The organism is Conyzicola nivalis, assembly GCF_040548875.1.
GTDB classification, from domain to species: domain Bacteria; phylum Actinomycetota; class Actinomycetes; order Actinomycetales; family Microbacteriaceae; genus Conyzicola; species Conyzicola nivalis_A.
On sequence record NZ_JBEPSJ010000004.1, the window covers coordinates 59,402 to 85,033 of the forward strand.

Annotated in this window: 27 protein-coding genes and 1 tRNA gene; 8 read left to right on the plus strand and 20 right to left on the minus strand. The window is 69.6% G+C overall.

Features of this window, described 5'->3' with window-relative positions; genetic code table 11:
- Positions 1-105: 105 nt before the first annotated feature.
- Positions 106-2,046, plus strand: coding sequence for an amino acid transporter (locus tag ABIE21_RS14770; protein WP_436232355.1), 1,941 nt, complete (start codon positions 106-108; stop codon positions 2,044-2,046).
- A 36-nt stretch (positions 2,047-2,082) separates the two neighbouring features.
- Here ABIE21_RS14770 and ABIE21_RS14775 read toward each other — a convergent pair whose 3' ends face one another.
- The 7 genes from ABIE21_RS14775 to ABIE21_RS14805 all read right to left on the minus strand — a co-directional run bounded on the left by ABIE21_RS14775 (position 2,083) and on the right by ABIE21_RS14805 (position 7,553).
- On the minus strand, positions 2,083-2,301 hold the full coding sequence (locus ABIE21_RS14775; RefSeq protein ID WP_354025610.1) for a helix-turn-helix domain-containing protein: 219 nt from the start codon (positions 2,299-2,301) through the stop codon (positions 2,083-2,085).
- On the minus strand, positions 2,301-2,798 hold the full coding sequence (locus tag ABIE21_RS14780) for a DUF2975 domain-containing protein (protein WP_354025611.1): 498 nt from the start codon (positions 2,796-2,798) through the stop codon (positions 2,301-2,303). Before ABIE21_RS14780 ends, ABIE21_RS14775 begins: the two co-directional genes overlap by 1 nt.
- A 64-nt stretch (positions 2,799-2,862) precedes the next feature.
- Entirely contained in the window at positions 2,863-3,420 is a 558-nt protein-coding gene (locus ABIE21_RS14785; RefSeq protein WP_354025612.1) for a dihydrofolate reductase family protein, read from the minus strand.
- An 81-nt stretch (positions 3,421-3,501) separates the two neighbouring features.
- Complete coding sequence (locus tag ABIE21_RS14790) at positions 3,502-4,917, minus strand: glycosyltransferase (protein ID WP_354025613.1); 1,416 nt, start codon at positions 4,915-4,917, stop codon at positions 3,502-3,504.
- 45 nt (positions 4,918-4,962) lie between these two features.
- The gene (locus tag ABIE21_RS14795; protein ID WP_354025614.1) at positions 4,963-5,640 is read right to left on the minus strand and encodes a M15 family metallopeptidase; all 678 of its coding nucleotides are present in this window, start codon (positions 5,638-5,640) and stop codon (positions 4,963-4,965) included.
- Between the two features lie 114 nt (positions 5,641-5,754).
- Complete coding sequence (locus ABIE21_RS14800; protein ID WP_354025615.1) at positions 5,755-6,867, minus strand: sensor histidine kinase; 1,113 nt, start codon at positions 6,865-6,867, stop codon at positions 5,755-5,757.
- Positions 6,864-7,553 (minus strand): response regulator transcription factor, encoded by a 690-nt coding sequence (locus tag ABIE21_RS14805; protein ID WP_354025616.1) that lies wholly within the window; start codon positions 7,551-7,553, stop codon positions 6,864-6,866. Before ABIE21_RS14805 ends, ABIE21_RS14800 begins: the two co-directional genes overlap by 4 nt.
- A gap of 73 nt (positions 7,554-7,626) precedes the next feature.
- Here ABIE21_RS14805 and ABIE21_RS14810 point away from each other — a divergent pair, with 73 nt between their 5' ends.
- Complete coding sequence (locus ABIE21_RS14810) at positions 7,627-8,319, plus strand: DNA-3-methyladenine glycosylase (RefSeq protein WP_354025617.1); 693 nt, start codon at positions 7,627-7,629, stop codon at positions 8,317-8,319.
- On the opposite strand, the gene ABIE21_RS14815 is transcribed toward ABIE21_RS14810, so the two are convergent.
- Positions 8,279-8,638, minus strand: coding sequence for a DUF488 domain-containing protein (locus tag ABIE21_RS14815; RefSeq protein WP_354025618.1), 360 nt, complete (start codon positions 8,636-8,638; stop codon positions 8,279-8,281). The two genes, ABIE21_RS14810 and ABIE21_RS14815, sit on opposite strands and share 41 nt — an antisense overlap.
- A 67-nt stretch (positions 8,639-8,705) precedes the next feature.
- Here ABIE21_RS14815 and ABIE21_RS14820 point away from each other — a divergent pair, with 67 nt between their 5' ends.
- Complete coding sequence (locus ABIE21_RS14820) at positions 8,706-9,527, plus strand: DUF1206 domain-containing protein (RefSeq protein ID WP_354025619.1); 822 nt, start codon at positions 8,706-8,708, stop codon at positions 9,525-9,527.
- 127 nt (positions 9,528-9,654) lie between these two features.
- On the opposite strand, the gene ABIE21_RS14825 is transcribed toward ABIE21_RS14820, so the two are convergent.
- The 9 genes from ABIE21_RS14825 to ABIE21_RS14865 all read right to left on the minus strand — a co-directional run bounded on the left by ABIE21_RS14825 (position 9,655) and on the right by ABIE21_RS14865 (position 19,459).
- Positions 9,655-10,380, minus strand: coding sequence for a DedA family protein (locus tag ABIE21_RS14825; protein ID WP_354025620.1), 726 nt, complete (start codon positions 10,378-10,380; stop codon positions 9,655-9,657).
- Positions 10,381-10,446: 66 nt separating this feature from the next.
- A complete protein-coding gene (locus ABIE21_RS14830; protein ID WP_354025621.1) occupies positions 10,447-11,859 on the minus strand; it encodes an acyltransferase family protein in 1,413 nt (470 codons plus the stop codon).
- Positions 11,860-11,981: 122 nt separating this feature from the next.
- The gene (locus ABIE21_RS14835; RefSeq protein WP_354025622.1) at positions 11,982-12,659 is read right to left on the minus strand and encodes a response regulator transcription factor; all 678 of its coding nucleotides are present in this window, start codon (positions 12,657-12,659) and stop codon (positions 11,982-11,984) included.
- A complete protein-coding gene (locus ABIE21_RS14840) occupies positions 12,656-13,882 on the minus strand; it encodes a sensor histidine kinase (protein WP_354025623.1) in 1,227 nt (408 codons plus the stop codon). The genes ABIE21_RS14835 and ABIE21_RS14840 overlap by 4 nt, the downstream gene beginning before the upstream one ends.
- Positions 13,883-14,002: 120 nt before the next feature.
- Positions 14,003-14,515 (minus strand): hypothetical protein, encoded by a 513-nt coding sequence (locus ABIE21_RS14845; protein ID WP_354025624.1) that lies wholly within the window; start codon positions 14,513-14,515, stop codon positions 14,003-14,005.
- Positions 14,516-14,617: 102 nt separating this feature from the next.
- Entirely contained in the window at positions 14,618-16,303 is a 1,686-nt protein-coding gene (locus tag ABIE21_RS14850) for a glycoside hydrolase family 13 protein (protein ID WP_354025625.1), read from the minus strand.
- A gap of 4 nt (positions 16,304-16,307) precedes the next feature.
- The gene (locus ABIE21_RS14855; RefSeq protein ID WP_436232356.1) at positions 16,308-17,135 is read right to left on the minus strand and encodes a carbohydrate ABC transporter permease; all 828 of its coding nucleotides are present in this window, start codon (positions 17,133-17,135) and stop codon (positions 16,308-16,310) included.
- An 89-nt stretch (positions 17,136-17,224) separates the two neighbouring features.
- Entirely contained in the window at positions 17,225-18,145 is a 921-nt protein-coding gene (locus tag ABIE21_RS14860; RefSeq protein ID WP_354025882.1) for a carbohydrate ABC transporter permease, read from the minus strand.
- Between the two features lie 51 nt (positions 18,146-18,196).
- A complete protein-coding gene (locus ABIE21_RS14865) occupies positions 18,197-19,459 on the minus strand; it encodes an ABC transporter substrate-binding protein (RefSeq protein ID WP_354025627.1) in 1,263 nt (420 codons plus the stop codon).
- A 120-nt stretch (positions 19,460-19,579) separates the two neighbouring features.
- On the opposite strand from ABIE21_RS14865, the gene ABIE21_RS14870 reads away from it, so the two are divergent.
- Positions 19,580-20,863 (plus strand): ROK family protein, encoded by a 1,284-nt coding sequence (locus ABIE21_RS14870; protein WP_354025628.1) that lies wholly within the window; start codon positions 19,580-19,582, stop codon positions 20,861-20,863.
- 65 nt (positions 20,864-20,928) lie between these two features.
- Positions 20,929-21,621 carry a hypothetical protein gene (locus tag ABIE21_RS14875; RefSeq protein WP_354025629.1) on the plus strand — a complete coding sequence of 231 codons (693 nt, stop codon included), beginning with the start codon at positions 20,929-20,931 and terminating at the stop codon, positions 21,619-21,621.
- A 53-nt stretch (positions 21,622-21,674) separates the two neighbouring features.
- On the opposite strand, the gene ABIE21_RS14880 is transcribed toward ABIE21_RS14875, so the two are convergent.
- Positions 21,675-21,747 (minus strand) — tRNA-Lys (locus ABIE21_RS14880).
- A gap of 72 nt (positions 21,748-21,819) precedes the next feature.
- On the opposite strand from ABIE21_RS14880, the gene bcp reads away from it, so the two are divergent.
- Positions 21,820-22,296 carry a thioredoxin-dependent thiol peroxidase gene (gene bcp / locus ABIE21_RS14885; protein WP_354025630.1) on the plus strand — a complete coding sequence of 159 codons (477 nt, stop codon included), beginning with the start codon at positions 21,820-21,822 and terminating at the stop codon, positions 22,294-22,296.
- A 248-nt stretch (positions 22,297-22,544) separates the two neighbouring features.
- Here bcp and ABIE21_RS14890 read toward each other — a convergent pair whose 3' ends face one another.
- A complete protein-coding gene (locus ABIE21_RS14890; RefSeq protein WP_354025631.1) occupies positions 22,545-22,982 on the minus strand; it encodes a hypothetical protein in 438 nt (145 codons plus the stop codon).
- Between the two features lie 167 nt (positions 22,983-23,149).
- Between ABIE21_RS14890 and ABIE21_RS14895 the strand changes: the two genes are divergently transcribed.
- On the plus strand, positions 23,150-23,398 hold the full coding sequence (locus ABIE21_RS14895) for a WhiB family transcriptional regulator (protein WP_147784762.1): 249 nt from the start codon (positions 23,150-23,152) through the stop codon (positions 23,396-23,398).
- 97 nt (positions 23,399-23,495) lie between these two features.
- Complete coding sequence (locus ABIE21_RS14900) at positions 23,496-24,134, plus strand: hypothetical protein (RefSeq protein WP_354025632.1); 639 nt, start codon at positions 23,496-23,498, stop codon at positions 24,132-24,134.
- Here ABIE21_RS14900 and ABIE21_RS14905 read toward each other — a convergent pair.
- Entirely contained in the window at positions 24,131-25,627 is a 1,497-nt protein-coding gene (locus ABIE21_RS14905; RefSeq protein WP_354025633.1) for a sensor histidine kinase, read from the minus strand. The genes ABIE21_RS14900 and ABIE21_RS14905 overlap by 4 nt on opposite strands.
- Positions 25,628-25,632: the final 5 nt, after the last annotated feature.

Below are 25,632 nucleotides of genomic sequence, written 5' to 3' on the forward strand. Positions count from 1 at the left end.
GGGACGGCCGCGTCAGCGGTCGTCCCCCGCCTTCTCCGCCGCGGAGTAGTGTCGTCGTTCGTGACCGAAACGAGCCAGCCCCGCGGCATCCCCCCTGTCGTCTCGCTGACGACCAACGGGCACCGCCCCCCAGCCAACCGGCTCTCCACCTGGCTGCTCGCCAACCAGGTCGCACCGGCCGGCCCGGAGGCGGGCGAGAAGAACCAGACCCACGCCTGGTGGAAGGTCATGACGCTCACCGGCGTCGACTACTTCTCCACCCTCTCGTACCTGCCCGCGATCGCCGTGCTCGCCGCCGGGGCGCTGTCGCCGATCGCGACGCTGCTCATCGTGCTGCTCACCCTGTTCGGCATGCTGCCGATGTACCGTCGCGTCGCCAAGCAGAGCCCGCACGGCCAGGGCTCGGTCGCGATGCTCGAGAAGCTGCTGCCCTTCTGGCGCGGCAAGATCTTCGTGCTCGTGCTGCTCGGCTTCGTCGCGACATCCTGGATCATCACCATCACGCTCTCCAGCGCGGATGCCACGGTGCACCTTCTCGAGAACCCGTTCGTTCCCGAGGCCTTCCGCGGCCTCAACGTCGTGGTGACCGTGGTGCTGCTGCTGGTGCTCGGCGGGGTGTTCCTGCTCGGGTTCAACGAGGCCGTCAACGTCGCGATCCCGCTCGTGGTGATCTTCCTCGGCGTGAACGCGGTCGTCATCGTCGTCTCCGTCGCGGCGATCGTCGCCGAACCCGGCAGTCTCGACGACTGGTTGCAGCGCCTGGCCTCGAGCAGCGGCGACTTCGGCGACGTCACCCGCACCGCCCTGTTCGCCTTCCCGCTGCTCGTGCTCGGACTCTCCGGCTTCGAGACGGGCGTCAGCATGATGCCGCTCGTGAAGTCGGAGGGGTTCACCGAGTTCCAGGTGCTCGCCTCGCGGGTGCGCAACACCCGCAAGCTGCTCACCACTGCGGCCGTCATCATGAGCGCCTACCTGCTGGCGACGAGCGTCGTCACGACCGTGCTCATCCCCGCGGAGGAGTTCGAGGAGGGCGGAGCCGCCAACGGACGCGCCCTCGCCTACCTCGCGCACCTCTACCTCGGCGAGGGATTCGGAACCGTCTACGACATCAGCAGCGTCCTGATCCTCTGGTTCGCCGGGGCGTCCGCCATGGCGGGTCTCATCAACATCGTGCCCCGCTACCTGCCCTCGTACGGCATGGCGCCCGAGTGGAGCAAGGCCGTGCGCCCCGTCGTGCTGGTCTACACCGGCATCAGCATCGTCATCACCGTGGCGTTCAACGCCGACGTCAACGCCCAGGCCGGCGCCTACGCCACGGGGATCCTGGCCATGATGGTCTCCGGCGCCGTCGCCGTCACCCTCGCGGCGTACCGCAGACGCGAGCGGCGGGCATCCGTCGGCTTCACTGTGCTCACCGTGGTGCTGCTCTACGCCCTGATCGCCAACGTCGTCGAGAAGCCCGACGGCATCGCCATCTCGAGCCTCTTCATCGCCGGCATCATCGCGGTCTCCCTCATCTCCCGCGTCTACCGCGCCACCGAGCTGCGGGTCGAGCGCATCGAGTTCAACGCGACGGCGCAGCGCCTCATCGCCGAGACTCTCGCCGAGGGCGGGCAGATCAACGTGATCGCCAACCGCCGCGAGACGGGCAAGCGCGAGGAGTACGCCGAGAAGGAGGCGTCACAGCGCGGAATGAACCCCGTGCCGAGCCGGGCGAAGATCCTCTTCCTCGAGGTCGACGTCGTCGACCCGTCGACCTTCCGCCAGACGCTGAAGGTGCGCGGGGTCGAGGTCGAGGAGTACCGCATCCTGCGCGTCGAGAGCGCCGTCGTGCCGAACACGATCGCGGCGATCCTGCTCGCCCTGCGCGACGCCACCGGAGTGCGCCCGCAGTGCTACTTCGAGTGGGCGGAGGGCAACCCGATCGCCTACCTGTTCAAGTACCTGCTGTTCGGCCGCGGAGACACGGCACCGCTGGTGCGCGAGATCCTGCGTGAGAACGAGAGGGACCCGGCGCTGCGACCCAGCATCCATGTGGGCGGATGACCCGGGGACGGTGATCGCCGGCCGCGACTCCCGCCGTCAGTCGCCCGTGCCGTCGTCGACCCACTCCAGCAGGTCGCCAGGCTGGCACTCGAGAGTTCGGCACATCGCGTCGAGGGTGCTGAATCGGATCGCCTTCGCCCGCCCGTTCTTCAACACCGCGACGTTCGCGGGCGTCAGCCCGACACGTTCGGCGAACTCCCCCACGCTCATCTTGCGCTTGGCGAGCTCGACGTCGATGCGCACGACGATCGGCATCAGATGACCACGTCCATGTCGGCCCGCAGCACGGTCGCCTGACGCAGCAGCGTGCGCAGGACCAGCATGAGCAGCACGAGGACGGCTCCGATCAGCACCGCGCCGAAGAGCAGGATCGGCACCCCGGGATCACGCAGCTCGGGGGTGAAGTAGATGACCCCGACGAGATACGCCGAGAGCCCGGCCAGCAGCAGCCAGCCGGCGACGAACGCCCCCACGATCCAGTCGACCCAGCGCAGCGACGCCTCGGTGAAGATGCGGTCGCGCCTGACCAGGGTGAGCAACTGCCACGTGCAGACGATCACGACCTGCACGCACAGCACGCCGAGCTCGGCGACGACCAGCAGGATCCAGTTGATGTACGCCAGCTCGGAGGGCCCCTGCGCGTCGAGCGCGAACTGGCCGGGCAGGCTCATCAGCTGGAAGACCACGAGGAAGGCGAAGAGCGTCGCGAGAAACACGCGGAGCAGGGTGACGGGCAGATTCGACGGATGCATGCATCGATACTCGTCGCTTATCTATCGAATGTCAATAGAAATCGCACCGCACCGCACGCACCGATCAGCGAACGACGTCGTAGACGGCCTTCACCACCCCGTTGGAGTACGCCTCGTGTTCGATCAGGTCGAGCGTCTGCAGCGTGTCGACCGAGTCGTCGAACAGGCGTCGACCCGTGCCGAGCAGCACCGGGAACACCAGCAGGTGGTACCGGTCGACGAGTCCGGCGGCGGCGAGCCCCTTGGCGAGTGTGGCGCTGCCGTGCACGAGGATGTTGCCGCCGTCGCCCTGCTTGAGCGCGGCGACCTCGTCGATCGAGCGGAGCACCGAGGTGTTGTTCCACTCCGGGTTCTCGAGCGTGGTCGAGACCACGTACTTGGGCATCGCGTTGTACTCGGCGAACTCGTCCATGCGCGGCCAGACGGGGGCGAACTCGTCGTAGCTCACACGTCCGATGAGCATCGCCGTGGCCTCGAGCTGCTCGCGGCCCTTGATCTCGTAGGCCTCCTCGACGAAGGGGACCTGCTTGAAGGTCCAGCCGGCCTGCGGGTGCGGTCCGCCGCCGGGCGAGTCGATCACCCCGTCGAGGGTCATGAATTCGGTGACGATGAGCTGGCGCATGGGTCTCCTATCGGTTCGATGGCGCTTCTACTGAGACGTCGAACGGCGGACGGCGGATTCGACACGGTCCGAAGATACCGCTCAGCCGTTTATAAGGGTGTCCTGCCTCCACCGCACCGCCTTGCGCTGCTCCGCGGCGCGCAGCGCCCGAGCCCACTGCCGGGTGATCGCCTCGTCGGAGTATGCCGCAGCGGTGCGCCGCGCGCTCCACCGCATCGCCGCCACTCTGCGCGGCGGCAACGCCTCGAACCGGCGGATCGCGTCGGCCAGGGCTGCCTGGTCGCCGGACGGGACGAGGAAGCCGTTGCGGCCGTCGCGAATCACGCTCGCCGGCCCGTACTTCACGTCGTAGGCGATGGGGATGCAGCCGGCGGCCATCGCCTCGACCAGCGCGAGCGGGAAGCCCTCGGACCGCCCGGTCAGCAGCACGAACGACGCGTCGGCCAGCAAGTCGCGTGCGTTCGGGGAGTAGCCGCGCAACCGCACACGGTCGGTCTCCAGCGCCCGGAACGGCGTCGGGTCGCCCGAGCCGAAGACGTCGAGCGCCGCGCCGGCGGCGGTCGCCGCACGCATGGCATGGTCGACGCGCTTGCGGGAGGTGAGCGACGACAACACGACGCCGCCGGCCCGGTCGCTGCGCACGGGAACGGCCGGCAGGGCGCACGAGTTCGGGATCACGGTCAGCCCGGGCTGCTCGCCGAACCGCGACTCGATGTCGCGGCGCTGGTGCTCGGTCAGCACGACCACGCCGTCGAGCCGGTCGAGGTTCTCGAACACCTCGCGGCGTGATTCGCGCAGGCCGCCGTCGCCCTGAAGGTGCGAGTTGTGCACCACGTGCACGACCACCGCCCGCTTGCGCCGGTAGGTCAGCGCGAACCGTGCAACGGTCTTGCTGTCGACGACGATGAAGCTCGGCTCGCGCTGACGCAGCGCGTCGAGCCACCAGCGGTACAGCGCCCACGCGCTCGGGAAAGACCGCACCGGCGCGCCATCCGCCCCACAGAGCACGACGGAACGGCCGCCGGGGCGACCGCGTTCGGCCGTGTCGCGCCGGTCACTGGCGACGAGGGTGCCGTCTGCGCGATAGTGGTCGACCTGCAGAACCTCGCCGTCGGCCGCCGTCCGGGTGCGGGTCAGCACGCGCCCGTCTCTCGTGCTCTCCGCCCGGCCTGTGCCGCGCAGCGGGTCGAAGCCGGTGAGGTCGAGGGTGTCGGCGCCGTCGAGCGGGGTGTCACGGAGCCAGTCCCACAGGTTGACCAGCCGCATGCCGTCGATCAGCTCACCGGCGGCGCGCAGCCGGGCCTCGACCGACGGGTAGTCCGGCCGGGTGTCGAGAGTCAGCACGTCGACGGCGACCCCGCCGAGCCGCACGAAGGCGCGCGAGCGACGCAGGAGAGCGCTGGTCATCCCGCCGAAGTCGTCGGGGATGCTCCAGGTGACGGCGAAGTGCCTGCCGCGAGGAAGCGGCACGGCGCGTCCACCCCTGTCACCAGCCATTATTCGACGCTAGACGCCTCGCGGAGAGAGTCAAGGGGGTGGCGCTCACCCCGCTGTGCCGTCGGCGAGCTGCTCGGGGCACTGCCCGCCGGGGACCGTCGCGAGCTCGAAGTGCCACATCTCGTTGGCGTAGGTCTGGCAGAGCCCGTAGTCGGAGCCGTGCTGGCTCAGCCAGCTGTTGGCGTCGGTGCGCCCGATGTCGACGGCCTCACCGGTGACGTGCTTCGACCTGTCGGGCGAGAGCACGAACTGGCGGGCCGTGTCGACGCTGCCGTACTCCGCCACCGCGTCGTCGAACAGCCACTGCTGGTAGGCGGCGCTGCGCCAGCCGCTCGTCACCACGAACTCGACGCCGTCGGCGATGGCGTCGCGGGCGGCGTCCTGCATGGCGGACCGCAGCGCGGGGTCGAGGCGGGCGATCGCGGGCAGCTCATCGGCGAACGGTGACACCGAGCCGCCCTTCGCCACGAAACCGTCGTCGTCGCCCAGCGCCCCCGCCGGAGCGTCGGGCGGCGCCAGGGGGTCGACGGTCTGCTGCTCGCTCTGCCCGAATCCCGAGGTCTCACCCAGGGCGACGAGCACGGCGGCCGTGCCGCCGGTCAGCAGGGTCGCCAGTACGAGGATCACGGCGACCACCCTGCGTGTGCGGCGGAACCGTCGCTCGCGGGCCTCGTCCTGGGCTCTGGAGGGCGCCGGGTCGATTCGGTACGTCGTCAGTGGCATGGAAGCTCGCTCTCTGTTGAGCCTCCAGTTGACCAACCGCGCTGTTGCCGGGGCGTCTCGAGAATCGCATATGCTCGCGATACACAGGCTGGACGGGCTTCGCGGATGCCTCGGCTAGCCGTTTCCCGGAGCGGGGAAGCGCACACGCACGACGAGACCGCCCTCGGCCGGTGCGTCGAGGCGCAGCACAGCACCGTGCGCGGTCGCCACCCGCGCGACGAGGGCGAGCCCGAGGCCGCTGCCCTCGTGACTGCCCCGGCTTCCGGGCGTGCGCGCGGTCACCCGGCCCACACCGCGCACGAACGGTTCGGTGAGCGTGACGAGCAGCTCGGGCGACACCACGGGCCCGGTGTTCAGCACGACGATCTCGACCGAGCCGTCCAGCTCGGTCTCCGTTCTGATCTCGACCCAGCCGTCGGCGTCGAGGTTGTGCCGGATGCCGTTGAGCACGAGGTTGGCGACGAGCTGCCGCACCAGGGTCGCGCTGCCGTCGATGTCGCCTTCGCCGATGACGCTCGTGACTGTGACTCCCGCCTGGTCGGCGAGCGGGCGCAGCTCGGTCACCACGTCGGTCACGGTGTCGGCGACGTCGACCGGCTCCCGCGCGATCTCGCGCCCGTCGTCGAGCGAGGCGAGGGCGAGGAGCGCCTCGACGACCTCGATCCCCCGGCGGTTCGTCTCGTCGAGCCGGCGCACCAGCCGGGCCGCGTCGAGTCCGGCCGGGTCGGCGAGAGCCACGTCGAGCATCGACCTCTCGATCGCGTAGGGGGTGCGCAGCTCGTGCGCGGCGTTGGCCGCGAACCGGCGCTGTTCGTCGAACGAGTGCTGCAGGCGGTCGAGCATGGAGTCGAAGGTGTCGGCGAGCTCGCGGAACTCGTCGGGAGTACCGCCGAGGCGCACGCGCTCGTCGAGCGACCCCGCCGCCACGCGCCGGGCGACTCCGTTGATGCGCTGCAGCGGACGAAGCATCCGCCCCGCCAGGAACCACCCGCCGACGAGGCCGACGACGGCGAGTACGGCGATGACCAGCCACGCCTTCGGCCAGAGCGCGTCGAGCAGGTCGCTGCGGTCGGGCACGAAGCGTCCCGGCACCGCGCCGCCGCCGCTCTCGCTGATGTTGCCCTCGGGCACGAACCGGATGATGTAGAGCAGCACCACCAGAAGGGCGAACCCGGCGATGAGCAGGAAGCCCGCATAGCTCAGGGTGAGCCGCAGCCGCGCGCTCATGGACCGCTCGTGTCGTCGACGGGCCCTGCCTCGCCGACGCGGTATCCGACGCCCGCGACGGTGTGGATGAGCCACGGGTCGCCGAGCCGTTTTCTCAGCGAGGAGATCGTGATGCGCACGGCGTTCGTGAACGGGTCGGCGTTCTCGTCCCAGGCGCGCTCGAGCAGTGTCTCTGCGCTGACGACGCCGCCGCGCGCCGCCATGAGCACCTCGAGCACCGAGAACTGCTTGCGGGTGACACCGACGTAGCGACCGTCGCGGAACACCTCGCGGCGGAACGTGTCGAGGGTGAGACCGGCGAACTCCTGCACGGGCGGCGCGCCCTCGGCAGGTCGCCGGCCGAGGGCGCGCAACCGCATGACGAGTTCGCGCAGTTCGAACGGCTTGGTCAGGTAGTCGTCTGCGCCGATCTCGAACCCGCGCACCTTGTCGTCGAGCAGACCGGCGGCGGTGAGCATCAGAATGCGGGTGGGAAGGCCGTCGGCGACGATGCGGCGGGCGACCTCGTCGCCATGGGTGCCGGGGATGTCGCGGTCGAGCACCACGGCGTCGTACTCGTTCACCGCGAGGTATTCGAGGGCCGTGTCGCCGTCGCCGACCACGTCGGCCGCGATCGCCTCGAGCCGCAGTCCGTCGCGGATCGCCTCTGCGAGGTAGAGCTCGTCTTCGACAATCAGCACACGCATGCACCCATCGTAAAGACCGGCGCATATCGCGGGCGTATGGTCGATGCCGCCGGGCCTCCGCTAGTGTCGCAGCGTGCACGCTCTGACCGGATTCGCCGAGACGGATCGCTCGTTCTTCGCCCGCGACGCGCTCGAGGTCGCCCCGCAGCTGCCCGGCTGCGTGCTCGAACGCACCGACGCGCACGGCACGGTCGCGATCCGCATCACCGAGGTGGAGGCCTACGCCGGCGAACGGGATCCCGGCTCCCATTCCTACCGCGGCAAGACCGCCCGCAACGCGACGATGTTCGGCGAGCCCGGCCACGTCTACGTGTACTTCACCTACGGGCTGCACCACGCCGTCAACCTCGTCGCCGGTCTCGCCGGGCAGCCGTACGGGTGCCTCGTGCGCGCCGGCCGGGTGGTCGTGGGCGAGCCGCTCGCCCGCAGCCGTCGCGAGCACGGACCCGGCGTGAACGCTCGCCGCGTCGCACCGCTCCGCGACCTGGATCTGGCCCGCGGGCCGGGCAACGTGGCCCGGGCGTTCGGCGTGACCCGCGCCGACGACGGGGACGACCTGTTCGGCGGCGCGTGGCGATTCCTGATTCCGGATGCGCCCACGGGTCTCGCGCCCGCCACGGGCCCTCGCGTCGGAGTAAGCGGGCCGGCCGGCGACGGCGCCCGCTTCCCGTGGCGGTTCTGGACCGCCGACGATCCGACCGTCAGCGCGTACCGTCCGGGCAGGATCAGCCGCGCAGCATCCGAGCGAGAACCTCGGCCTCGCTGATCTCGGGCTGCCGTATAGCCGTCAGCAGGGTGAGCCGTCCCGCCGCGGCGAGGGCCCGCAACCGGTCGAGGGCAGCCACGCGTTCGGGCTGCTGGAGTTCGAGGCCGTAGCGGCGCGTGAACTCCTCGAACCGGTCTGGCTCGTGCCCGTACCACTGGCGCAGCGCGGTCGACGGGGCGACCTCCTTGTTCCAGTCGTCCAGCGCCGCCTTCTGTTTGCTGAGCCCACGCGGCCACAGCCGGTCGACGAGGACCCGGGCGCCATCGGTGTCCAGCGGCGCGTCGTAGACGCGGCGAACGATCACGGCGGGTGTGGCCATGGTCTCCTCCTTTGGTGTGGGCACGAGCCTAGACCCGTGCCCCGGCCACGCCCCGTACGCTGGGACGATGAACACGACAGCGGGCCAGGCCACCGAGAGCGTGCGCTCGGGCGCGCAGTCCCTGCACGAGAACCACGTCTTCCGCATGTTCGCCCGCGTCGGCTATGCCGTCAACGGCGTCATCCACATTCTCATCGGTGGCATCGCCCTCTCGGTCGCGTTCGGCGACGGCGGCGACGCCGACCAGGGCGGGGCGCTCGCCCAGGTCGCCGAGGCGCCGCTCGGCTTCGCCCTCCTCTGGTTTCTCGCCGGCGGCCTATTCGCGCTCGGCCTGTTCCAGGTGCTCGAGACGGTGCTCGTGCGCGGCACAGACAAGGACGACTGGGCCGACCGGGCCAAGGAGGGCGGCAAGGCGATCGCCTACCTCGCGGTCGGGGGCTCTGCCGCGACCTACGCACTCGGCGGCTCGCCCGACAGCGGCGACCAGGCGCAGAGCCTGAGCGCCCAGCTGCTCACCAGCCCGGGCGGAGTGGTCCTTCTCGTGGTGCTCGGCCTCGGGGTGGCAGCGGTCGGCGCCTACTTCGTGACCAAGGGCATCCGCCAGAAGTTCCTCGACGACCTCGCCCTGACGAACGGCTCGCGCAAGAAGACGGCTACCGTGCTCGGCGTTCTCGGCTACGTCTCCAAGGGCGTCGCCATCGCGATCGTCGGGGTGCTGTTCGTCGTGGCGGCCGTCACGTCAGACACGAGTGAGGCGACCGGGCTCGACGGGGCCCTGAAGACCCTCGCCGAGCTGCCGTTCGGAAACGTGCTCCTCGTCGTCGTGGCCTTCGGGCTCGCCGCCTACGGCGTCTACTGCTTCATCCGCGCGCGCTACCCCCGCTCGTAGCAGGCGGCGCCGCGTCACGGCGGCAACCGGCGCGATCGGTGACCTGACTGGCCAGTTCGGGCTGCATACCGCCGGACGAAGGGGCCACAACTGGCCAGCCAGCTCGCCGGCCGACGCGTCGGCGAGACTAGAGCCACACGGGCGCGTGCTCCACGGCCTCGGGCGCCGGCACGGGCACCGTCGCGGGCGCCGGCGCGGGCGCGGGCACCGGCGCGGGCTCGGGCTCGGGCTCGGGCACGACCTCGGCGGTGGCGGCCCGGCGGCGGCGCGTCACGGCGGCCGTCACGCGGTCGATGACCACACCGAGCGTCAGCGCGATCACCACGCCGATGGCGGCGCCGAGCAGCGGCTGGTCCTTCACCCAGTGGCCCGCGACCACTCCGATCACCGTGGAGTACACCGCCCAGCTGGCGCCGGCGAGCAGCGTCAGCGGCCAGAACCTGCGGTACGGGAACCGGGTGGCGCCGGCCGTCATGTTGACCGCCACCCGCCCGATGGGGATGTAGCGGGCGACGAGCAGCAGGCTCGCCGGCCGCACCGCGAGACCGCGACCCGCCCGGCCGATCGCGCCCGCCGCCCGCGGGCGGCGCATCCACCGGAACCGGGTCGTGCCGATCCTGCGCCCGATCCAGTACGCGACGTTGTCGCCGACCGCCGCTCCGACGGCCGCGAGCAGCACGATCACGACGGGGTTCGGAGAGCCTGTGCTCACGCCGATGGCCGCCGCCACGACGACGATGCTCTCGCTCGGCACCGGCGGGAAGAACCCGTCGATGACGACGATCGCGAAGACGACGAGGTAGGCCCAGGGCGAGCTCACCGCGGTGAGGAGGAAGTCGGAGATCTGTTCCATGGTGGAGGGTGTCGATTCGAGGTTCGGTCGAGCGCGGGGTTGGTTTCGAGCCTAGAAATCGGCCGGCTACGCCACATCCACCGCCGGTGCCAGCCGTGTCGTCCTACGGAACGACATTCTCGGTAGCGAGGCGATACGGCTCGTTCCGACGAGCGAGCAGAGCAGCACCAGCAGCGCGATCGTCGCGGGCACGACGCCGAATCCGGCGACGAGCACGAGCGCGACGCCGCCTGCTCCGAGCAGCGTGTCGAGCGCGGCGAAGCGCGCATCGCCCGCGCCGCCCGTTCCGCCCCTGCCGCCCCTGCCGCCCCTGCCGCCCCTGCCGCCCCTGCCGCCCGGCATACCGCGCCCCCGCTCGAAACGAGCGAACAGCGCCACGACCGGCACGACGGCTACAGCGACGACCACCAGCCAGAACGGCCTGCCCGCCCACCATTCGGCGCCGAGCGGCTCCGGCAGCGGCACGCCGGCTGCGGCCTCGAGCGCGAGCAGCAGCGCCGCCAGCCCGATGAGCACCGGCATGTGCCAGAGGTAGACGGTCATGCCGGTTCGGCCGAGGGCGTCGATGACCCGGCCGTACACCGTGTGCTCGGCGAGGGCCGCGAAGCGGGGGCGCAGCAGCGAGAAGACCAGCAGCTGGGCGACTCCGAGCGCGACGAGGCACACCGTGGGCGGGTTCAGGTTCACCAGCATGTCGGGCGAGTACGGACCGGCGGTCAGCACCAGCAGCACCGCGAGCGCGGCCCCGAGAACGCCGAGACGGGCGCCGCGGCCCAGCGCCTCGACGCTGCCGTCGGCGAGCCAGAAGCCGAGCTGTTGCACCAGCAGCCAGACGAACAGCAGGTTGAGGAAGCCGATGGCGTCGAGCCCGCTCGACAGGCGGACAGCGTCGACGGCGAGCACGGCGGCCAGCAGCAGCAGCGGCGTCGCGACCCTGGCCCGCTCGTGCGCCCTGGCCATCAGCGGCACGAGCGACGAGCAGAGGATGTAGACGCCGAGAAACCACATGGGCTGGCCGATGCGGTACCCGGCGGTGGCGACGATGTCCGCCGGCACGCCCGCGGGCGCCATGGCCAGCAGGGCGGCGCCCACCACGGCGACGAGCGCGATCGCCGGGCGCACGAGTCGGTCGATGCGTGTGCGCACGTAGGCCGAGGCCGTGGTGCCGCGGGCCCGCAGGCCGCGCCACTGCGTGATGCTCGAGAAACCGCCGACGATGAAGAACAGCGGCATGACCTGCACGGCCCAGCTCGCGGGGGCGAACCAGGTCTGGTTCTCCATCGCGTTCTCCAGCACGGGTCCCGCAGTGGACACGCTGACGCCGACCATCATGGCGTGGAGGGCGACGACCGTCACGAGCAGGGTCGAGCGCACGGCGTCGATGCTGCGGTCGCGGGTCACCGCCGGTCGGGCTCCGGCCGGCACCGGCGCGTGTATCGCCGGGCCCGGTGTCGCTGGTCGGCTCGCTGCGATCGTCACGGATGTCCCCCTCGGTTCGGGCGGTGCATCCGCTCGGTGACAGCAGGTTAGGGAGACGGTATGCCGCCGGGCATCAACCCGGGGAGCCGTTCGCGGACCCTACCGCGGTAGGGTCGGGCGGTTCAGCCGCGAGTGCCCGGCTGCACCAGGGCGACGTCGTAGGCGAACACGACCGCCTGCACACGGTCGCGCAGCCCGAGCTTGGAGAACACCTTGCTCACGTGCGTCTTCACCGTCTGCTCCGCGATGAACAGGGCGGCGGCGATCTCGCCGTTCGAGAGCCCGCGGCCGACGAGGGTGAGCACCTCCACCTCGCGCTCGGTGAGCGCCGAGACGAGGTTGCCGTCGACGCGGCGAGGCGGGGCGGCGCGCGCGAAGTCCTCGATCAGCCTGCGGGTGACGCTCGGCGCGAGCAGCGCGTCGCCCGCCGCGACGATGCGCACCGCGGCGACCAGCTCCTCGGGGAGCGCGTCCTTCAACAGGAACCCGCTCGCCCCGGCGCGCAGCGCCTCGTACACGTAGTCGTCGATGTCGAAGGTCGTGAGCACGAGGACCCGGGGCACGTAGTCGGTGCCGCGCGGCGGTGTCTGCAGCGCGCGGGTGGCCTCGAGGCCGTTCATCACTGGCATCCTCACGTCCATCACGACGACGTCGGGGCGCATCCGCTGGGCGAGCTCGACGGCCTCCCGCCCGTCGGCGGCCTGGCCGAGGACGTCGATGCCCGGCTGCGCGTCGAGCACGGCGGCGAATCCGGCGCGCACCATGGCCTGGTCGTCGACGACGAGAACTGAGATGGTCACGGGCGTTCGGGGTCCTTGCTCTGGGTGGCGCTGCTGTGGGCGGTGCTGCTGGTGAGGGTCGGGGCGGATGCGGCGACGGGGAGAGTCGCCCGCACGAGGTACCCGCCCGCGGTGGTCGGACCGGCGTGCAGGGTCCCGCCCAGCATCTCGCAGCGCTCGCGCATGCCGATGATGCCGTGGCCGCCTGCCGCGCGCTGGATGGCCGCGGGAGCGGCCGGAGCGTCGTTCTCGACGCGGAGGATGATCGCTCCGTCGACCAGTTCGGCGTGCACCCGGGCCGGGGCGCCCGGAGCGTGCCGCACCACGTTGCTGAGCGACTCCTGCGCGATACGGTACGCGGCGGTGCTCGCGAGCCCCTCGGCGGGCAGCGCGTCGTCGAGGTCGACGGTCACCCTGGTGCCCGCACGCTCGAGGGTGTGCGCCAGCTCGACGATCTGGGCGACGCCCGGCTGGGGCATCCGGTCGACGTCCGCGCCGTCGCTGCGCAGCACGCCGAGCAGCTGTCGCATCTCCTGCATCGCCGAGCGGGCGGATGCCGCGATCTCTCCGAACTCGCGGCGCGCGTCGTCGTCGAGCTGCGGCAGACGGTACGGCGCGCTCGAGGCCTGCACCTGGATCACCGACATGCTGTGCGCCACTACGTCGTGCAGCTCGCGGGCGATGCGGTTGCGCTCCTCGACGATGCCGCGGCGATGCTGCTCGGCGGCGAGGTCGCCGCGAAGCCGTGCGCGCTGTGCGAAGAAGACCGCCGCGAGCAGCACGAAAGCGGTGATCGCTGTCGAGGTCACCAGGTTCGCGACGATTCCGTCGACGGTGGCGTTGCCCGTCGCGCCCGCCCCGACGAGGAACAGCACGAGCAACGGCGTGGCGATTCCCACTGCCCAGCCGACGACGCCCTCGGTCACCGGACGACGCAGCCCGAGCGACAGCAGCAGCGCGCACAGGCTGAGCAGGCCGCACACGTCGAGCGGCCAGGGCGCCCCGGCCGCTGCGACGCCGAATAGCACGAAGCCCGCCGCACCGAGCGCCCAGCCGGCGACGGCCCAGCGCGGAGCGACGAGGGAGAGCGGGAGGCTTCCGCACTGCAGGACGCCGATCGCGAACGCGGCGAGAACGGGCACCTGGTAGACGGTGGCCGACACCGGAACGCTGACGCTGAAGATCACGATGGCGAGGGCGGATGCCACGACCAGCCACTGCATCTGCCGTCGGGGAGTGTTCATCGTGCGGCCAGTCTGGCACGGGCCGGTCGGGGCGCACATCACCTCGCGGTAGTGCGCGCGCCCCCTACCGGCGTACTGTCTCGGCCCGGCGCAGTGCCCGCCTGCGTGACCGGCCGTCGGCTAGAAGCCGAAGTCGAACCCGCCCCAGCCGCCGTCGCCGGCTGCCGCGCTCGCGGCCGCCGTGTCGGCACCCGCACCCTGAGCAACCGCCGTGCTCGTGAGCCCGGCGAAGAAGTAGGCGTCGATGATGCTGGATGCCACGACGTAGCCGGCGAGGGTGCCGTACATGCTGCCGCCCCAGCCCGCGCCGTCCTGGCCGCCGAACGCCCGAGAGAGTGCCCCGGGCTGCTTCGCCTCGGTCAGCGTCGCGGCCTTCGCGAGCGCCGCGGGCGTTGCATCCGCCGGTCGCTCGCCTTCGGGCGCCGCCTCGGTGAGACGGCTGAACAGGATGTCCAGCTGGGCCGGGGTGAGCTTGGCGAACGCCTCCTCGTGCACCCTGTCGATGGTCTTCGGCGAAGCGGTGCGGAGGAGGTAGTCGTACCGTTCGACGGCGATCTCGTCGGCGGTGCGGTGTGGGGCCGGGCGGTCCTCCAGCGTGCTGTCGCGGCCGAAGACCCTGTCGAAGAAGCCCATGAGGGTGTGATCCTTGTTCTCTCTAGTGTGGACGCGGCGGTTCGCGCGTTACCCGTGCAACCGGCGACAGGGCGTTTTTCTTCCCGAGAACAGCGGCAGGGGCTAACGCAACCAGACTGTCGTATCGCCCGGGAGCAGGCCGCCGTCGAGGGGGCTGCTGGCGATCACCGGGTGGCCACGGTCGAGCGGGTACGGCTCAGCGCCGAAGTTCGTGACGGCCTCCCAGCCGTTCGGTCGGCGGAAGCGCAGCACGTCGTCGCGGCCGCTCTCGATCCACTCGAGACGCTCCGATGTCTGCAGCGAGCGGCGCAGCCGCAGCGCCTCCCGGTAGAGGGTGAGGGTCGACGCTGGGTCCCCGTCTTCGCGCGAGACCGCGTAGTCGGCGAACCACTCGGGCTGCGGAAGGTGGGAGCCGTCGTCGCCGAATCCGAACGAGGGGCCGTCGCTTCGCCAGGGCAGCGGCACGCGGCATCCGTCTCTGCCGAAGTCCGCGCCCTCGCTGCGGAAGAACGTGGGGTCCTGCCGTTCGGAGGCCGGGATCTCGGCCACCTCGTGCAGCCCGAGCTCCTCGCCCTGGTAGATGTAGCTCGAGCCGGGAAGCGCGAGCATAAACAGCGACGCCGCCCTCGCGCGACGCCCGCCGGCGTCGCGGTCGAGCACCGGATCGACTCCCCCGCTGCGCACCCACTCGGTGCCGTGCTTGCGCAGCGGTGCGCCGCGCTCGTCTCGGCCGGGGTGCGGCAGCCCGTACCGTGTGGCGTGACGCACCACGTCGTGGTTCGACAGCACCCAGGTGCTCGACGATCCGGATGCGTCGGCGAGTTCGAGGTTGTCCTGCACCACACGTCGAAACTGGCCCGCGTCGAAGTCGGCCTGCAGCAGGTCGAAGTTGAACGCCTGCCCGAGACTCTCGCGGCTCGCATAGAGCGGCACACGCGCCTTGTCGACCCACGCCTCCGCGACCGCGGTGCGCGGCGGGTCGTAGGAGTCGAACACACGACGCCACTCGGCGTAGACCTCGTGCACGTCGTCGCGGTCGACCATGGGGTGCATGCCGTCGCGGGGAAGCGCGTCGAGCTGCGCCTGCGAGGGCAGCGGCTCGGAGAGGTCCTTCGTGAGCATGTGGGCGACATCGATGCGGAAGCCGTCGACCCCGCGGTCGGACCAGAAACGCAGCGTCGTCACGAAGTCGGCGCGCACCTCGGGGTACTCCCAGTTGAGGTCGGGCTGCTCGATCGCGAAGTTGTGCAGGTACCACTGGCCGTCGTCGACACGCTCCCACGCCGACCCGCCGAACATCGACACCCAGTCGGTCGGCGGCAGCGCGCCGTCGGGGCCGGTTCCCTCGCGGAAGATGTAGCGCTCGCGCGCCGCCGAATCGCGCCCCGCGGCGAGCGCCTCCCGGAACCACGCGTGCTGGTCGGAGGTGTGGTTCGGCACGATGTCGACGACGACCCTGATGCCGCGCGAGTGCAGCGCGTCGACGAGGTCGTCGAAGTCAGCGAGCGTGCCGAGCCGCGGGTCGACGTCGCGGTAGTCGGCGACGTCGTAGCCGCCGTCGGCCAGTGCCGACGGGTAGAACGGGCTCAGCCAGACCGCGTCGATGCCCAGCGACTCGAGGTAGTCGGCCTTCGCGACGATCCCCGCGATGTCGCCGAGGCCGTCGGCGTTCGCGTCGGCGAAGCTGCGCGGATAGATCTGGTAGACGACGCCCTGGCGCCACCAGGGCGGCAGTTCGAGGTCGGCGTCGTGGTCGAGGGCGTGGTCGAGGTCGCGAGTGTCAGCCATCCATTCAGCCTTTCACGGCGCCCTGCGTGACGCCTTCCATGACCCACCGCTGGGTGAAGAGGTAGACGACGATGGCGGGTGCCATTGCCATGAGGTACGACGCGAACGACACGTTGTAGTTGTTGCTGAACTGTGTCTGGAAGATGTTCTGCACCACCGGGAGGGTCTGCAGCGCCGGATCGGAGGTGATCAGCGACGGCATCATGAAGTCGTTCCACGAGGCGAGGAACGCGAAGATCCCGACGGTCGCGCTCATCGGGGCGAGCAGCGGGAAGATCAGCCTCCAGAAGGTCTGCCAGGTGGTCGCACCGTCGATGCGGGCGCTCTCCTCCAGCTCGGCGGGGATCGACCGGAGGAACGCGGTGAACAGCAGGATGCTGAAGCTCAGCTGGAACATGATGTGCAGGATCGTCACCCCGAGCGGGTTGTCTAGACCGGCGAGGCCCGTGAGCTGGATCTGCGGCAGCGCGACGACCGGGAACGGGATGAACATCGCCGCGAGCAGGTAGAAGAACGACCAGCGGAACAGGCGGTGGTCCCAGTTGCGCGAGATGGCGAAGGAGGCGAGCGCGCCGAGGATGACCGTGCCTGCGACCGATCCTGCGGTGATCAGGATCGACACGAGGAAAGCCGCCGGGAAGTTCGTGAGGTTCCACGCCGTGACGAACCCCTCGACGCTGAACGGGGCGGGGAGCGAGAACGCGTTTCCCTCGGCGGCCTGCGACTGTGTCTTGAAGGCCGTCGTGAGGGTCACGTACAGGGGCACGATCACGGTCACCGCGCACAGGATGAGCACGATGGTGAGCGGCACATTCTTTTTGTCGCCGCGCATCCTCGCGCCGTCCGCGCGGCGTGCCTTCCCGGTCTCGCGGGTCAGCTCGGCATCTGTGCCCTCGACCACGAGGGCGGGCTGCACTGTCATCAGATTTCGTTCCTTCCACGGGTGAGCCGCAGTTGCAGCACCGAGACGATCACGACGATGACGAAGAACATCGTCGCGTTGGCCATCTGGTAGGCGTAGTCGCCGCCGGTGAACCCGGTGACGATCGTCATCGGGATGCTCCTCGTCGCGGTTCCCGGTCCGCCGTTGGTCAGGCCGACGATGATGTCGTAGGCGTTGAGGAAGTTCTTGAAGCCGAGGATGACGTTGATGACGACGTACCCGGCCACGAGCGGGAGGGTGATTCGGAACAGCTGCTGCGCCTTGCCCGCCCCGTCGATGTCGGCAGCCTCGTAGACGTCTCCCGGGATCGACAGCAGCCCCGCGATGTAGATGAGCAGCGTGCCGGGGATCGCCTGCCAGGCGGTGACGATCACGATGGCCACCCAGGCGAGATCGGGGTTCGCGAGGATGCTCGAACTGAGCCACTCGATGCCGAGCGTCTGCCCCAATAAGGGCAGCGAGTTGGAGAAGAGGAAGTTGAAGACGTAGGCGATGATGATGCCCGAGATCACCATCGGGATCACGAAGACCGTTCTCAGCCCTGTCTTGATCTTGATCTGCGCGGTCAGCCCGACCGCCAGCAGGAACGCGATCGCGTTCACGATGACCACCGTGACGGCGGCGAAGCCGAAGGTGAACAGGTAGCTCTGCAGGATGGCAGGGTCGGAGAACATGGCCACGTAGTTGATGAGGCCGACGAACTCCCAGTCGCCGAACCCGATCGAGTTCGTGAAACTGAAGAAGATGCCGATGACCGCCGGAACGGTGATCGCCAGGGTGAACAGGACGAGGCTGGGGAGCAAGAAGAAGTAGTAGATCCCCTCGACCTTGCGCCGCCTCCCCCTGGGCGCGGTGGTGCTGTGCGACGAGGCGACCGGGGTCGCGGGCGCCACTGTCATGGCCGTCATTCTGGGCTCCTTTGCCTAGAGGTGCGCTGCTTTCGAGATCGGTCACTGACGCAAGGCGAGGCGCGCCCAGTCGGCATCGAGGATGCGTAGCGTGCGCTCGACGTCTCCGCCGAGGGCGATGCCCTGCGTGTAGTTCTCGGTGGGGATGGTCAGCGGGATCGCCTTCGACGCCCCCTGATAGAACTGCGCCGAGTCGTAGTACTCCTTCATGCCGAGGATGCGCTCGTCGGTGACGGGCGCGGCGTCTGTGGTCGTGCCGTACCCGAGCTGCGCGGCGTTGTACGCATCCATCACGTCCTTGCGGAAGAGGAAGCTCAGGAACTCGCGCGCCGCATCCTTGCTCTCCGATGCCTCGGGGATCCACGCCGCCAGATCGATGTTGACGCGCACCTGCAGATCGCCGGGATCGTCCGTCATCGGCAGCGGGAATGTTCCGAGGTCGAGGTCGGGTGCGGTCTTCGCGATCTCGCCGAATGCCCACGGCCCCTGCAGGTACATCGCCGCCTCGCCCTGCGCGAAGGCGAGGTTGCCGTCGCCGTAGGCCTTGCTGGCGGCGTCGGAGTTCGAGTAGTCGTCGATGAGCTGCTGCATGCGCGTGACGGGAGCCGCGAAGGTCTTCTCGAACGAGACGGGCGAATCGGGACCGACCTCGGTGCCGAGCTCGTTCATCTTCTCGTAGAAGTCGGCGACGTCGACCTGGCCGCCCACCGTGTAGTCGAACCAGCCCTGCGCGACGGTCCACGGGTCTTTGAAGGTGGCGTAGAACGGGGTGACTCCCGCGGCGGTGAGCTGGTCGCAGACGGCGATCAACTCGTCGTAGGTCTGCGGGACGTCGAGGCCCTGCTGCTCGAAGATCTGCTTGTTGTAGATGACGGATGCGGCCATCACCGAGTAGGGCAGCACGCTCGTGCGGCCGGGGTACGTCGCGTACTGGTCGACGAGGTCCTGCACCTCGGGGAGGATGCGGTCGGCCTCCGGCATGTCGCCGAGGTCGCTCAGCGCGCCGCGCTCCATGAACCGCGCCATCTCCATGTTGTAGTTCAATAGCCCGAGGTCGGGCGGGTTGCCGCGCAGAAACCCCGCCTGCAGATTCGACGACGAGTCGAGCACGACGCGCACGTCGTCGTGCTCGGCGTTGTACTCGCTGATCAGCTCTCTGAAATAGGGGATCGCCTCCGGTTTGCTGAGATGGAAGCGCACGGTCTGGGCGTCGGCGCCTCCCACGCAGCCGGAGAGCGCCGAACCGACGAGCAGCAGGCCGATGCCCGCCGCGAGCACACGTCGTGTGCGGTGAGTTTGAGGCACGTCTTCGTCCTTTCGAGTACCGCCGTTGGTATTCGAACGTTGCTTCGCAGACTAGATTTTTTCAACGAATCAACTTCGTGTGCACCATAATGCGTCAAGGAAACGAAAGAGGCAAGTGTCTTGAGAACCACGCTGAAGCGGCACGCCACTCCCCCGCGCGCGAGCCTCGACGCGGTGCTGGGATTCGCGTGGGACGCCGGCGGGTTCGTGAGCGACGACGCGATGGCCGCCACCGGCCTGACGCGCACCACGACGATCGACGCCCTCGACGAGCTGATCGACGCCGGCCTGCTGCTCGAGCTGCCCAACGCTCGCGCGGCTGGCGAGTATCGCAAGGGCCGCCCGTCACGGCGTTTCGAGTTGCGAGCCGACGCGGCGGTGGTGATCGGCATGGACGCCGGGCGCGCCCATCTCACGACCACCGTGTCCGACCTGCGCGGAGCCACGCTCGCGCGGGAGACGACGGAATTGGATGTCGCACACGACAGTCCCGAGGAGCGCCGCGCCGCGGTCGCGAACGCCATCGACTCGGCTCTGGCCTCCGCCTCGCGTTCGCGCGAAAGCGTGCTCGCCGTCTGCGTGGGCGTGCCGGCGCCGGTCGACGCCGACGGCCGCTCACCGCACCACCGCGACGACTTCTGGCGCCGCATGAACCCCGACCTGCGAGATGCACTCGACGCCTGGGTGCCGATCGTGCGCATCGAGAACGATGCTTCGCTCGCCGCGGTCGCCGAGGGCTCCGTCGGCAGCGCCGTGGGGGTGTCCGACTTCGTGGTGCTGCTCGCCGGCGAACGCTTCGGCGCCGGAGTCGTCATCGACGCCCACCTGCTGCGAGGGGCCCACGGGGGTGCCGGAGAGACCGTGGCGTTCGACCACATCGTGGGCGTCGAGACCGCCGACGGACTCGGCACGCGGCTCACCGAATGGGTGCGCGCCGCCGCCGCGGCCGGTGAGATCCCGCCGGGTCATCCGCTCGACGGCGCGCCCGTCGAGACGTTGAACGGACGCGCCGTGATCGAGCTGTCGCGAACAGGCGACGCATGGTCGCAGGCCATGGTCGAGCGGGCGGGTCTGCTCTTGGCGCGCATCGCCGCGGTCTTCGGCAGCCTCTACGATCCCGCGCGCATCATCGTCGCCGGTGCGATCGCCGAGGGTCTCGACGAGGTGGTCGATGTCGCGCGGGCTCGGCTGCCCGACGAACTCGACCTTCCGGCGCCCGAGCTGGTGCTCTCGACGCTCGGCTCCGCCTCGGTGGCGACGGGGGCGGTGTCGGCCGCGATCGACGCAGCACGGCGGGGCGTGCTGCATCTCGGCGATGGGCGTTCGCCCATCGGGCTCGGTGGAACGAGCGAGAGCCCAAGCGACACTGGACTGCCCGGCGTCATAGGTAAACTCGGCCCATGAGGTTCCCTCGATCTCGGGTAGCCCGCGGCATGCGCGGCTCTTTGAGCGTCGCCGCCGTCGCCGCGATGGTGACGCTGCTCAGCGGCTGCACCCCCGCGCCCGAGCACTCGTCCGACGACGGCGACGTCGTCAACGCGCGCGTGGCGGCGCACGAGGCATTCCCCGACGTCGCCTCGTTGGCGACCGACGGTTCCGGGATGACTCTGCTGGCAAGCCATGCGGTCGATGCCTGCGGCACGGCGCGTAATCAGCAGGGATTCGTCGGCCACGAAGACCTGGGACTGCGCTGCACACTCAGCTCGATCGCGGTCTTCTCGTTGCCCGCCGCGGCCGACGATATCGCGGCGGCCGCGGTCATCGACGCGTTCCTTGCCGCAAACGGCGCCGTGAGCGAGACGAGCATGGTCGCCCAGGTTGAAGCGATCGCGGCCGTACGGTTCTCGCCCCCGCCCAGCCTCGCCACTCTCGACGACCCCGGCTTTGTGGTCAAGCTGTTCGACGCCAGCGACCTCACCAGCGACATGCAATATCTACCGGTCAGTGCTGGACAGAACGTCATATCGGACGAGGGCGACTGGCCGTCGGACGTGGTAACCGAGTCCTTGGCGACGGGCTCGCTGCACTTCGCCGTCGTCGAGACGTTCGTCGAATACTTCAACTCTCAGGACGTTCGGCCGACCCACGGACCGAGCGAGCGTGGCGGCGAGAACGAAACCCCGCCCTGCTACGGCACCAGCGGGCACTGCCCCGGGGGATAGGGCGTGCCCGAACGCTCCGGACGCACAAAAGGCCCGGAAATCCGGGCCTGAAGTGCACCCCCCCGGACTTGAACCGGGAACCCACTGATTAAGAGTCAGTTGCTCTGCCAATTGAGCTAGAGGTGCGTAGCGCTCGAACTTCAGCGCCGAGAAGCAAGATTAGCATGAGTAAAACACCCCTGCGACACAAGGAGCACCATGAGCGGCACAAAACTCGAAATCGGCACGAAGGCACCCGCTTTTTCCTTGAAGGATCAGGACGGTGCATCCGTCTCGCTGTCTGATTTCGAGGGTCAGAAAGTGATCGTCTACTTCTACCCGGCCGCCGGGACGCCGGGGTGCACGACGCAGGCGTGCGACTTCCGCGACAACATCAACTCCCTCAAGTCGGCCGGCTACCAGGTGCTCGGCGTCTCGAAGGACAAGGTCGAAGACCTGAAGAAGTTCCAAGCCGAGCAGGGGCTGAACTTCCCGCTGCTGAGCGACCTCGACCTCGACGTGCACAACGCCTACGGCGCCTACGGCGAGAAGAACCTGTACGGCAAGCTGGTCACCGGGGTGCTGCGCTCGACGTTCGTTCTCGACGAGACGGGCACGATCGAGCTCGCCCTCTACAACGTGAAGGCCACCGGCCACGTCGCGAGCCTGCGCAAGAAGCTCGGCGTCGACGCGTAGTACTCGCGCTGCGCGTATGCGGGCGCACTCAGCAGGCGCGCATGCCCTGCGCGACGCGAGCCGTTTCCGGACCCGCGAGCCCGCCGCGGCGGGCTCATCCGCCCGGAAGCGGCTCGCGAACCAACCGCCCGCGCCGAAAACGGCTCATCGCGCCGAAAGAGGCTCGCGAGCGACCCGCCCGGCAGCGAACGGCCGCGATCGGGCCATCGGGCAGAGTCGGGCGGGGCGCCGGCCGGGCGGAAACCCGCTCAGGTGTCGCGACGCGACGTCTCCGCGAGCACCGGCTTCGTGAACAGCAGCACCATGACCGCGATCGCCGGGAAGAGCAGCAGCCAGCCGATGTCGGCGCGCGGCAGAACGCCCTGGAAGCTCCCGAGGGCGACCGCCGCGATCAGCACCTGCACCACGACGGCGGCGCCGCGGATCCAGGCCCGTCCGCGCAGGGTGTTGACCGCGATCGCCCCCACCCAGACGGCGGCGATCGCCGCGCACACGGTGAGCGCCACGGCGCTCACGAACGAGTCGGGGCGGTCGACCATCAGCTCGACGACGAGGTAGACGGTGGCGGCGGCGAGCGCCGTCGCCTCGAGAAACAGCACCCCCGCGAGCAGCAGCACTAGCCCGTGGTGACGCGGCCGAGGTGAACCCTCATTGTCGAATTCGGCAACGTTCGGTGAATTGCTCACAGCTATATCCCATACAAAACCATTGATTTGCGTGCGTCGATATGAGAGTCTATTCGAGGTTGATTTCGCGCTTGCAGTGCTGCGAGCGAATCCCATCTCTCTTTCTCACCCGAATTCTCGAGGGCATATACCCATGCCCGGAAGAGCCCTCTATCAAAGGAGCCCCCATGGATTGGCGCGACAAAGCTGCCTGCCTCACCGCTGACCCGGAGCTGTTCTTCCCGGTCGGGAACACCGGTCCGGCCGTCGACCAGATCGACAAGGCCAAGGCAGTCTGCGCGCGTTGCTCCGTGACCGAGATGTGCCTCCAGTACGCACTCGAGACGAGCCAGGACTCGGGCGTATGGGGCGGCCTCAGCGAAGACGAGCGTCGCGCCCTCAAGCGTCGCGCAGCTCGCGCCCGCCGCGCTTCCTAGTCGCACCCAGCAGAACGAACTGCCGCTCCTCCCCCGAAGGAGAGCGGCAGTTCGGTCGTTAAGGGAGCTGACGGCTCGAACCCGCTAGCCTGAGCGAATGTCACAGCTTCCGCACGGGTGGATCGTGGTCGGCCGCTGGTCGCTCGTCAGAAACCTCTTCACTCCGGGCACGGGTTCCGGCGTCATCGTGCTCCTCTTGGCGATCCAGGTCGTCCTGCAGATCGGTCTGCACGCCCCGCTCGACGACGCCGGCCGGACCGCCGTCGTGCTGGCCGTGGTTCCGCTGATCGCCGCGATCCCCGTCGCACTCGTTCTCGCGGCTCGCCGCAATCGGCGGGTGGCGATCAACCTCGACACCGGGACGGTGCGTTTCGGAACGACGACCGTGCCGTTCGGACAGCTCGAGTCGGCCGACTACCTGCGGGTCCCGTACCGAGGGAGCACGCACAGCTATCTGCGTGTCGGGTCGCCGCCGAAGAGCGGCCTGCTCTGCGTTCGCGCGTCGCGTGCGCCCGAGCTGACGGTCGACGAGCGCGAGGTCGTCGCCGAGATGCTGCGTCGTTCGCCGATCCGTATTCCGGATGCCTCGGCGGACCGTTTCGACCCGACCGGCAGGTACGCCTGGATGGACCATCCGACCAGGCTCACCCGCGACGAGGCGGTCGACTACGTCCTCCACACGCCCGAGACCGGGGAACCCGCCCGCGCCGCGACTCCGCGAAGCGGCCGAACCTAGCTCTTCTCGAGCCAGACCAGCGGGATCTCGATCGTGACCTCGGTGCCCGACCCCATGATGGTGTGCCAGTCGATGGCGCCGCCGAGCTCGCCCTGGATCAGGGTGCGCACGATCTGGGTTCCGAGGCCGGAGCCGACCTTGCCCTCGGCGAGGCCCACGCCGTTGTCGCGCACCTTCACCGAGAGCACGTCGTCGGTGCGCTCGGCGATGATCTCCACTTCGCCCTCTGCTCGCCCGGCGAGTCCGTGCTCGACCGCGTTCGTCACAAGCTCGGTGAGCGCGAGTGCCAGCGGGGTGGCGTATTCGCTGGGGAGCACGCCGAAGCTCCCGGTGGACTTCGGATGCACCGTGGTGTTGTGACCCGTCGCGATCTCCGCGATGAGCAGCAGCACCCGGTCGAACACGGTGTCGAAGTCGACGTTCTGGTTGAGGCCCTCGCTCAGGGTGTCGTGCACGACGGCGATGGCGGTCACACGACGCATCGCCTGGCCGAGCGCCTCGCGGGCGACGTCGCTGTGCGTGCGCCGCGCCTGGATGCGCAGCAGCGAGGCCACCGTCTGCAGGTTGTTCTTCACCCGGTGGTGGATCTCGCGGATCGTCGCGTCCTTGGTGATCAGCTCGCGCTCCTGGTGTCGCACCTCGGTCACGTCGCGGCAGAGCACGATGGCGCCGACGCGTTCGCCGCGGTTGCGCACGGGGATGGCGCGGATCGACACCGTGACGCCGCGCGCCTCGATGTCGGTGCGCCACGGGGCGCGGCCGGTCACGACGAGCGGCAGCGACTCGTCGACGACGAGCCGTCCGTGCAGCAGGCTTGTGGTGACCTCGGCGAGCGACTCGCCCTCGAGCTCGCCGGCGAAGCCCATGCGGTTGAATGCGCTGAGCGCGTTGGGGCTGGCGAAGGTGACCGTGCCGTCGACGTCGAGACGGATCAGACCGTCGGATGCCCGGGGCGCGCCTCGACGCGGACCGGTCGGTGCGCCGAGGTCGGGGAAGTCGCCCGAGGCGATCATCGCAAACAGGTCGTTGGCACACTCGTTGAAGGTGAGCTCCTGGCGGCCGGGAGTGCGGGCCTCGCTCAGGTTGCTGTGGCGGGTGATGACGGCGACGGGATGCTCCGAGATGGCGGCGCCGCTCGGCGACAGCCGACGCAGCACGGGTACGGCGCGCACGCGCGTGGGCGTCTCCTCGTACCAGGTGGGTGCTCCGGTGTCGATGATGGTGGCGGTCTCGAAGGCCTCGACGACCTGCGTCTGCCACTCGGGCTTCACGGCCTGGCCGACGAAGTCGCGGTAGAAGAGGGTGGCGCTCGACGACGGGCGTGCGTGGGCCACGGCCACGAAGCTGCCCTCGGCGCTGGGCACCCAGAGCACGATGTCGGCGAAGGCGAGGTCGGCGAGCAGCTGCCAGTCGCCGACGAGCAGGTGAAGCCACTCGATGTCCGCTTCGCTGGAACGTCCCTGGGCCTGTACGAGATCACTGAGGGTCGACACGTTGT

Excerpts from the sequence above, each read along its gene's own strand:
- ABIE21_RS14790 (WP_354025613.1), bottom strand. The coding sequence starts at position 4,917 with ATGGCTGGTGACAGGGGTGGACGCGCCGTGCCGCTTCCTCGCGGCAGG.
- ABIE21_RS14875 (WP_354025629.1), top strand. The coding sequence starts at position 20,929 with ATGGTGACGCTGCTCAGCGGCTGCACCCCCGCGCCCGAGCACTCGTCC.
- ABIE21_RS14855 (WP_436232356.1), bottom strand. The coding sequence starts at position 17,135 with ATGCGCGGCGACAAAAAGAATGTGCCGCTCACCATCGTGCTCATCCTG.
- ABIE21_RS14800 (WP_354025615.1), bottom strand. The coding sequence starts at position 6,867 with ATGAGCGCGCGGCTGCGGCTCACCCTGAGCTATGCGGGCTTCCTGCTC.
- ABIE21_RS14785 (WP_354025612.1), bottom strand. The coding sequence starts at position 3,420 with ATGCGCCAGCTCATCGTCACCGAATTCATGACCCTCGACGGGGTGATC.
- bcp (WP_354025630.1), top strand. The coding sequence starts at position 21,820 with ATGAGCGGCACAAAACTCGAAATCGGCACGAAGGCACCCGCTTTTTCC.
- ABIE21_RS14825 (WP_354025620.1), bottom strand. The coding sequence starts at position 10,380 with ATGGAACAGATCTCCGACTTCCTCCTCACCGCGGTGAGCTCGCCCTGG.
- ABIE21_RS14795 (WP_354025614.1), bottom strand. The coding sequence starts at position 5,640 with ATGCCACTGACGACGTACCGAATCGACCCGGCGCCCTCCAGAGCCCAG.
- ABIE21_RS14820 (WP_354025619.1), top strand. The coding sequence starts at position 8,706 with ATGAACACGACAGCGGGCCAGGCCACCGAGAGCGTGCGCTCGGGCGCG.
- ABIE21_RS14840 (WP_354025623.1), bottom strand. The coding sequence starts at position 13,882 with ATGAACACTCCCCGACGGCAGATGCAGTGGCTGGTCGTGGCATCCGCC.
- ABIE21_RS14805 (WP_354025616.1), bottom strand. The coding sequence starts at position 7,553 with ATGCGTGTGCTGATTGTCGAAGACGAGCTCTACCTCGCAGAGGCGATC.
- ABIE21_RS14780 (WP_354025611.1), bottom strand. The coding sequence starts at position 2,798 with ATGCATCCGTCGAATCTGCCCGTCACCCTGCTCCGCGTGTTTCTCGCG.
- ABIE21_RS14845 (WP_354025624.1), bottom strand. The coding sequence starts at position 14,515 with ATGGGCTTCTTCGACAGGGTCTTCGGCCGCGACAGCACGCTGGAGGAC.
- ABIE21_RS14815 (WP_354025618.1), bottom strand. The coding sequence starts at position 8,638 with ATGGCCACACCCGCCGTGATCGTTCGCCGCGTCTACGACGCGCCGCTG.
- ABIE21_RS14900 (WP_354025632.1), top strand. The coding sequence starts at position 23,496 with ATGTCACAGCTTCCGCACGGGTGGATCGTGGTCGGCCGCTGGTCGCTC.
- ABIE21_RS14860 (WP_354025882.1), bottom strand. The coding sequence starts at position 18,145 with ATGACAGTGGCGCCCGCGACCCCGGTCGCCTCGTCGCACAGCACCACC.
- ABIE21_RS14895 (WP_147784762.1), top strand. The coding sequence starts at position 23,150 with ATGGATTGGCGCGACAAAGCTGCCTGCCTCACCGCTGACCCGGAGCTG.
- ABIE21_RS14775 (WP_354025610.1), bottom strand. The coding sequence starts at position 2,301 with ATGCCGATCGTCGTGCGCATCGACGTCGAGCTCGCCAAGCGCAAGATG.
- ABIE21_RS14850 (WP_354025625.1), bottom strand. The coding sequence starts at position 16,303 with ATGGCTGACACTCGCGACCTCGACCACGCCCTCGACCACGACGCCGAC.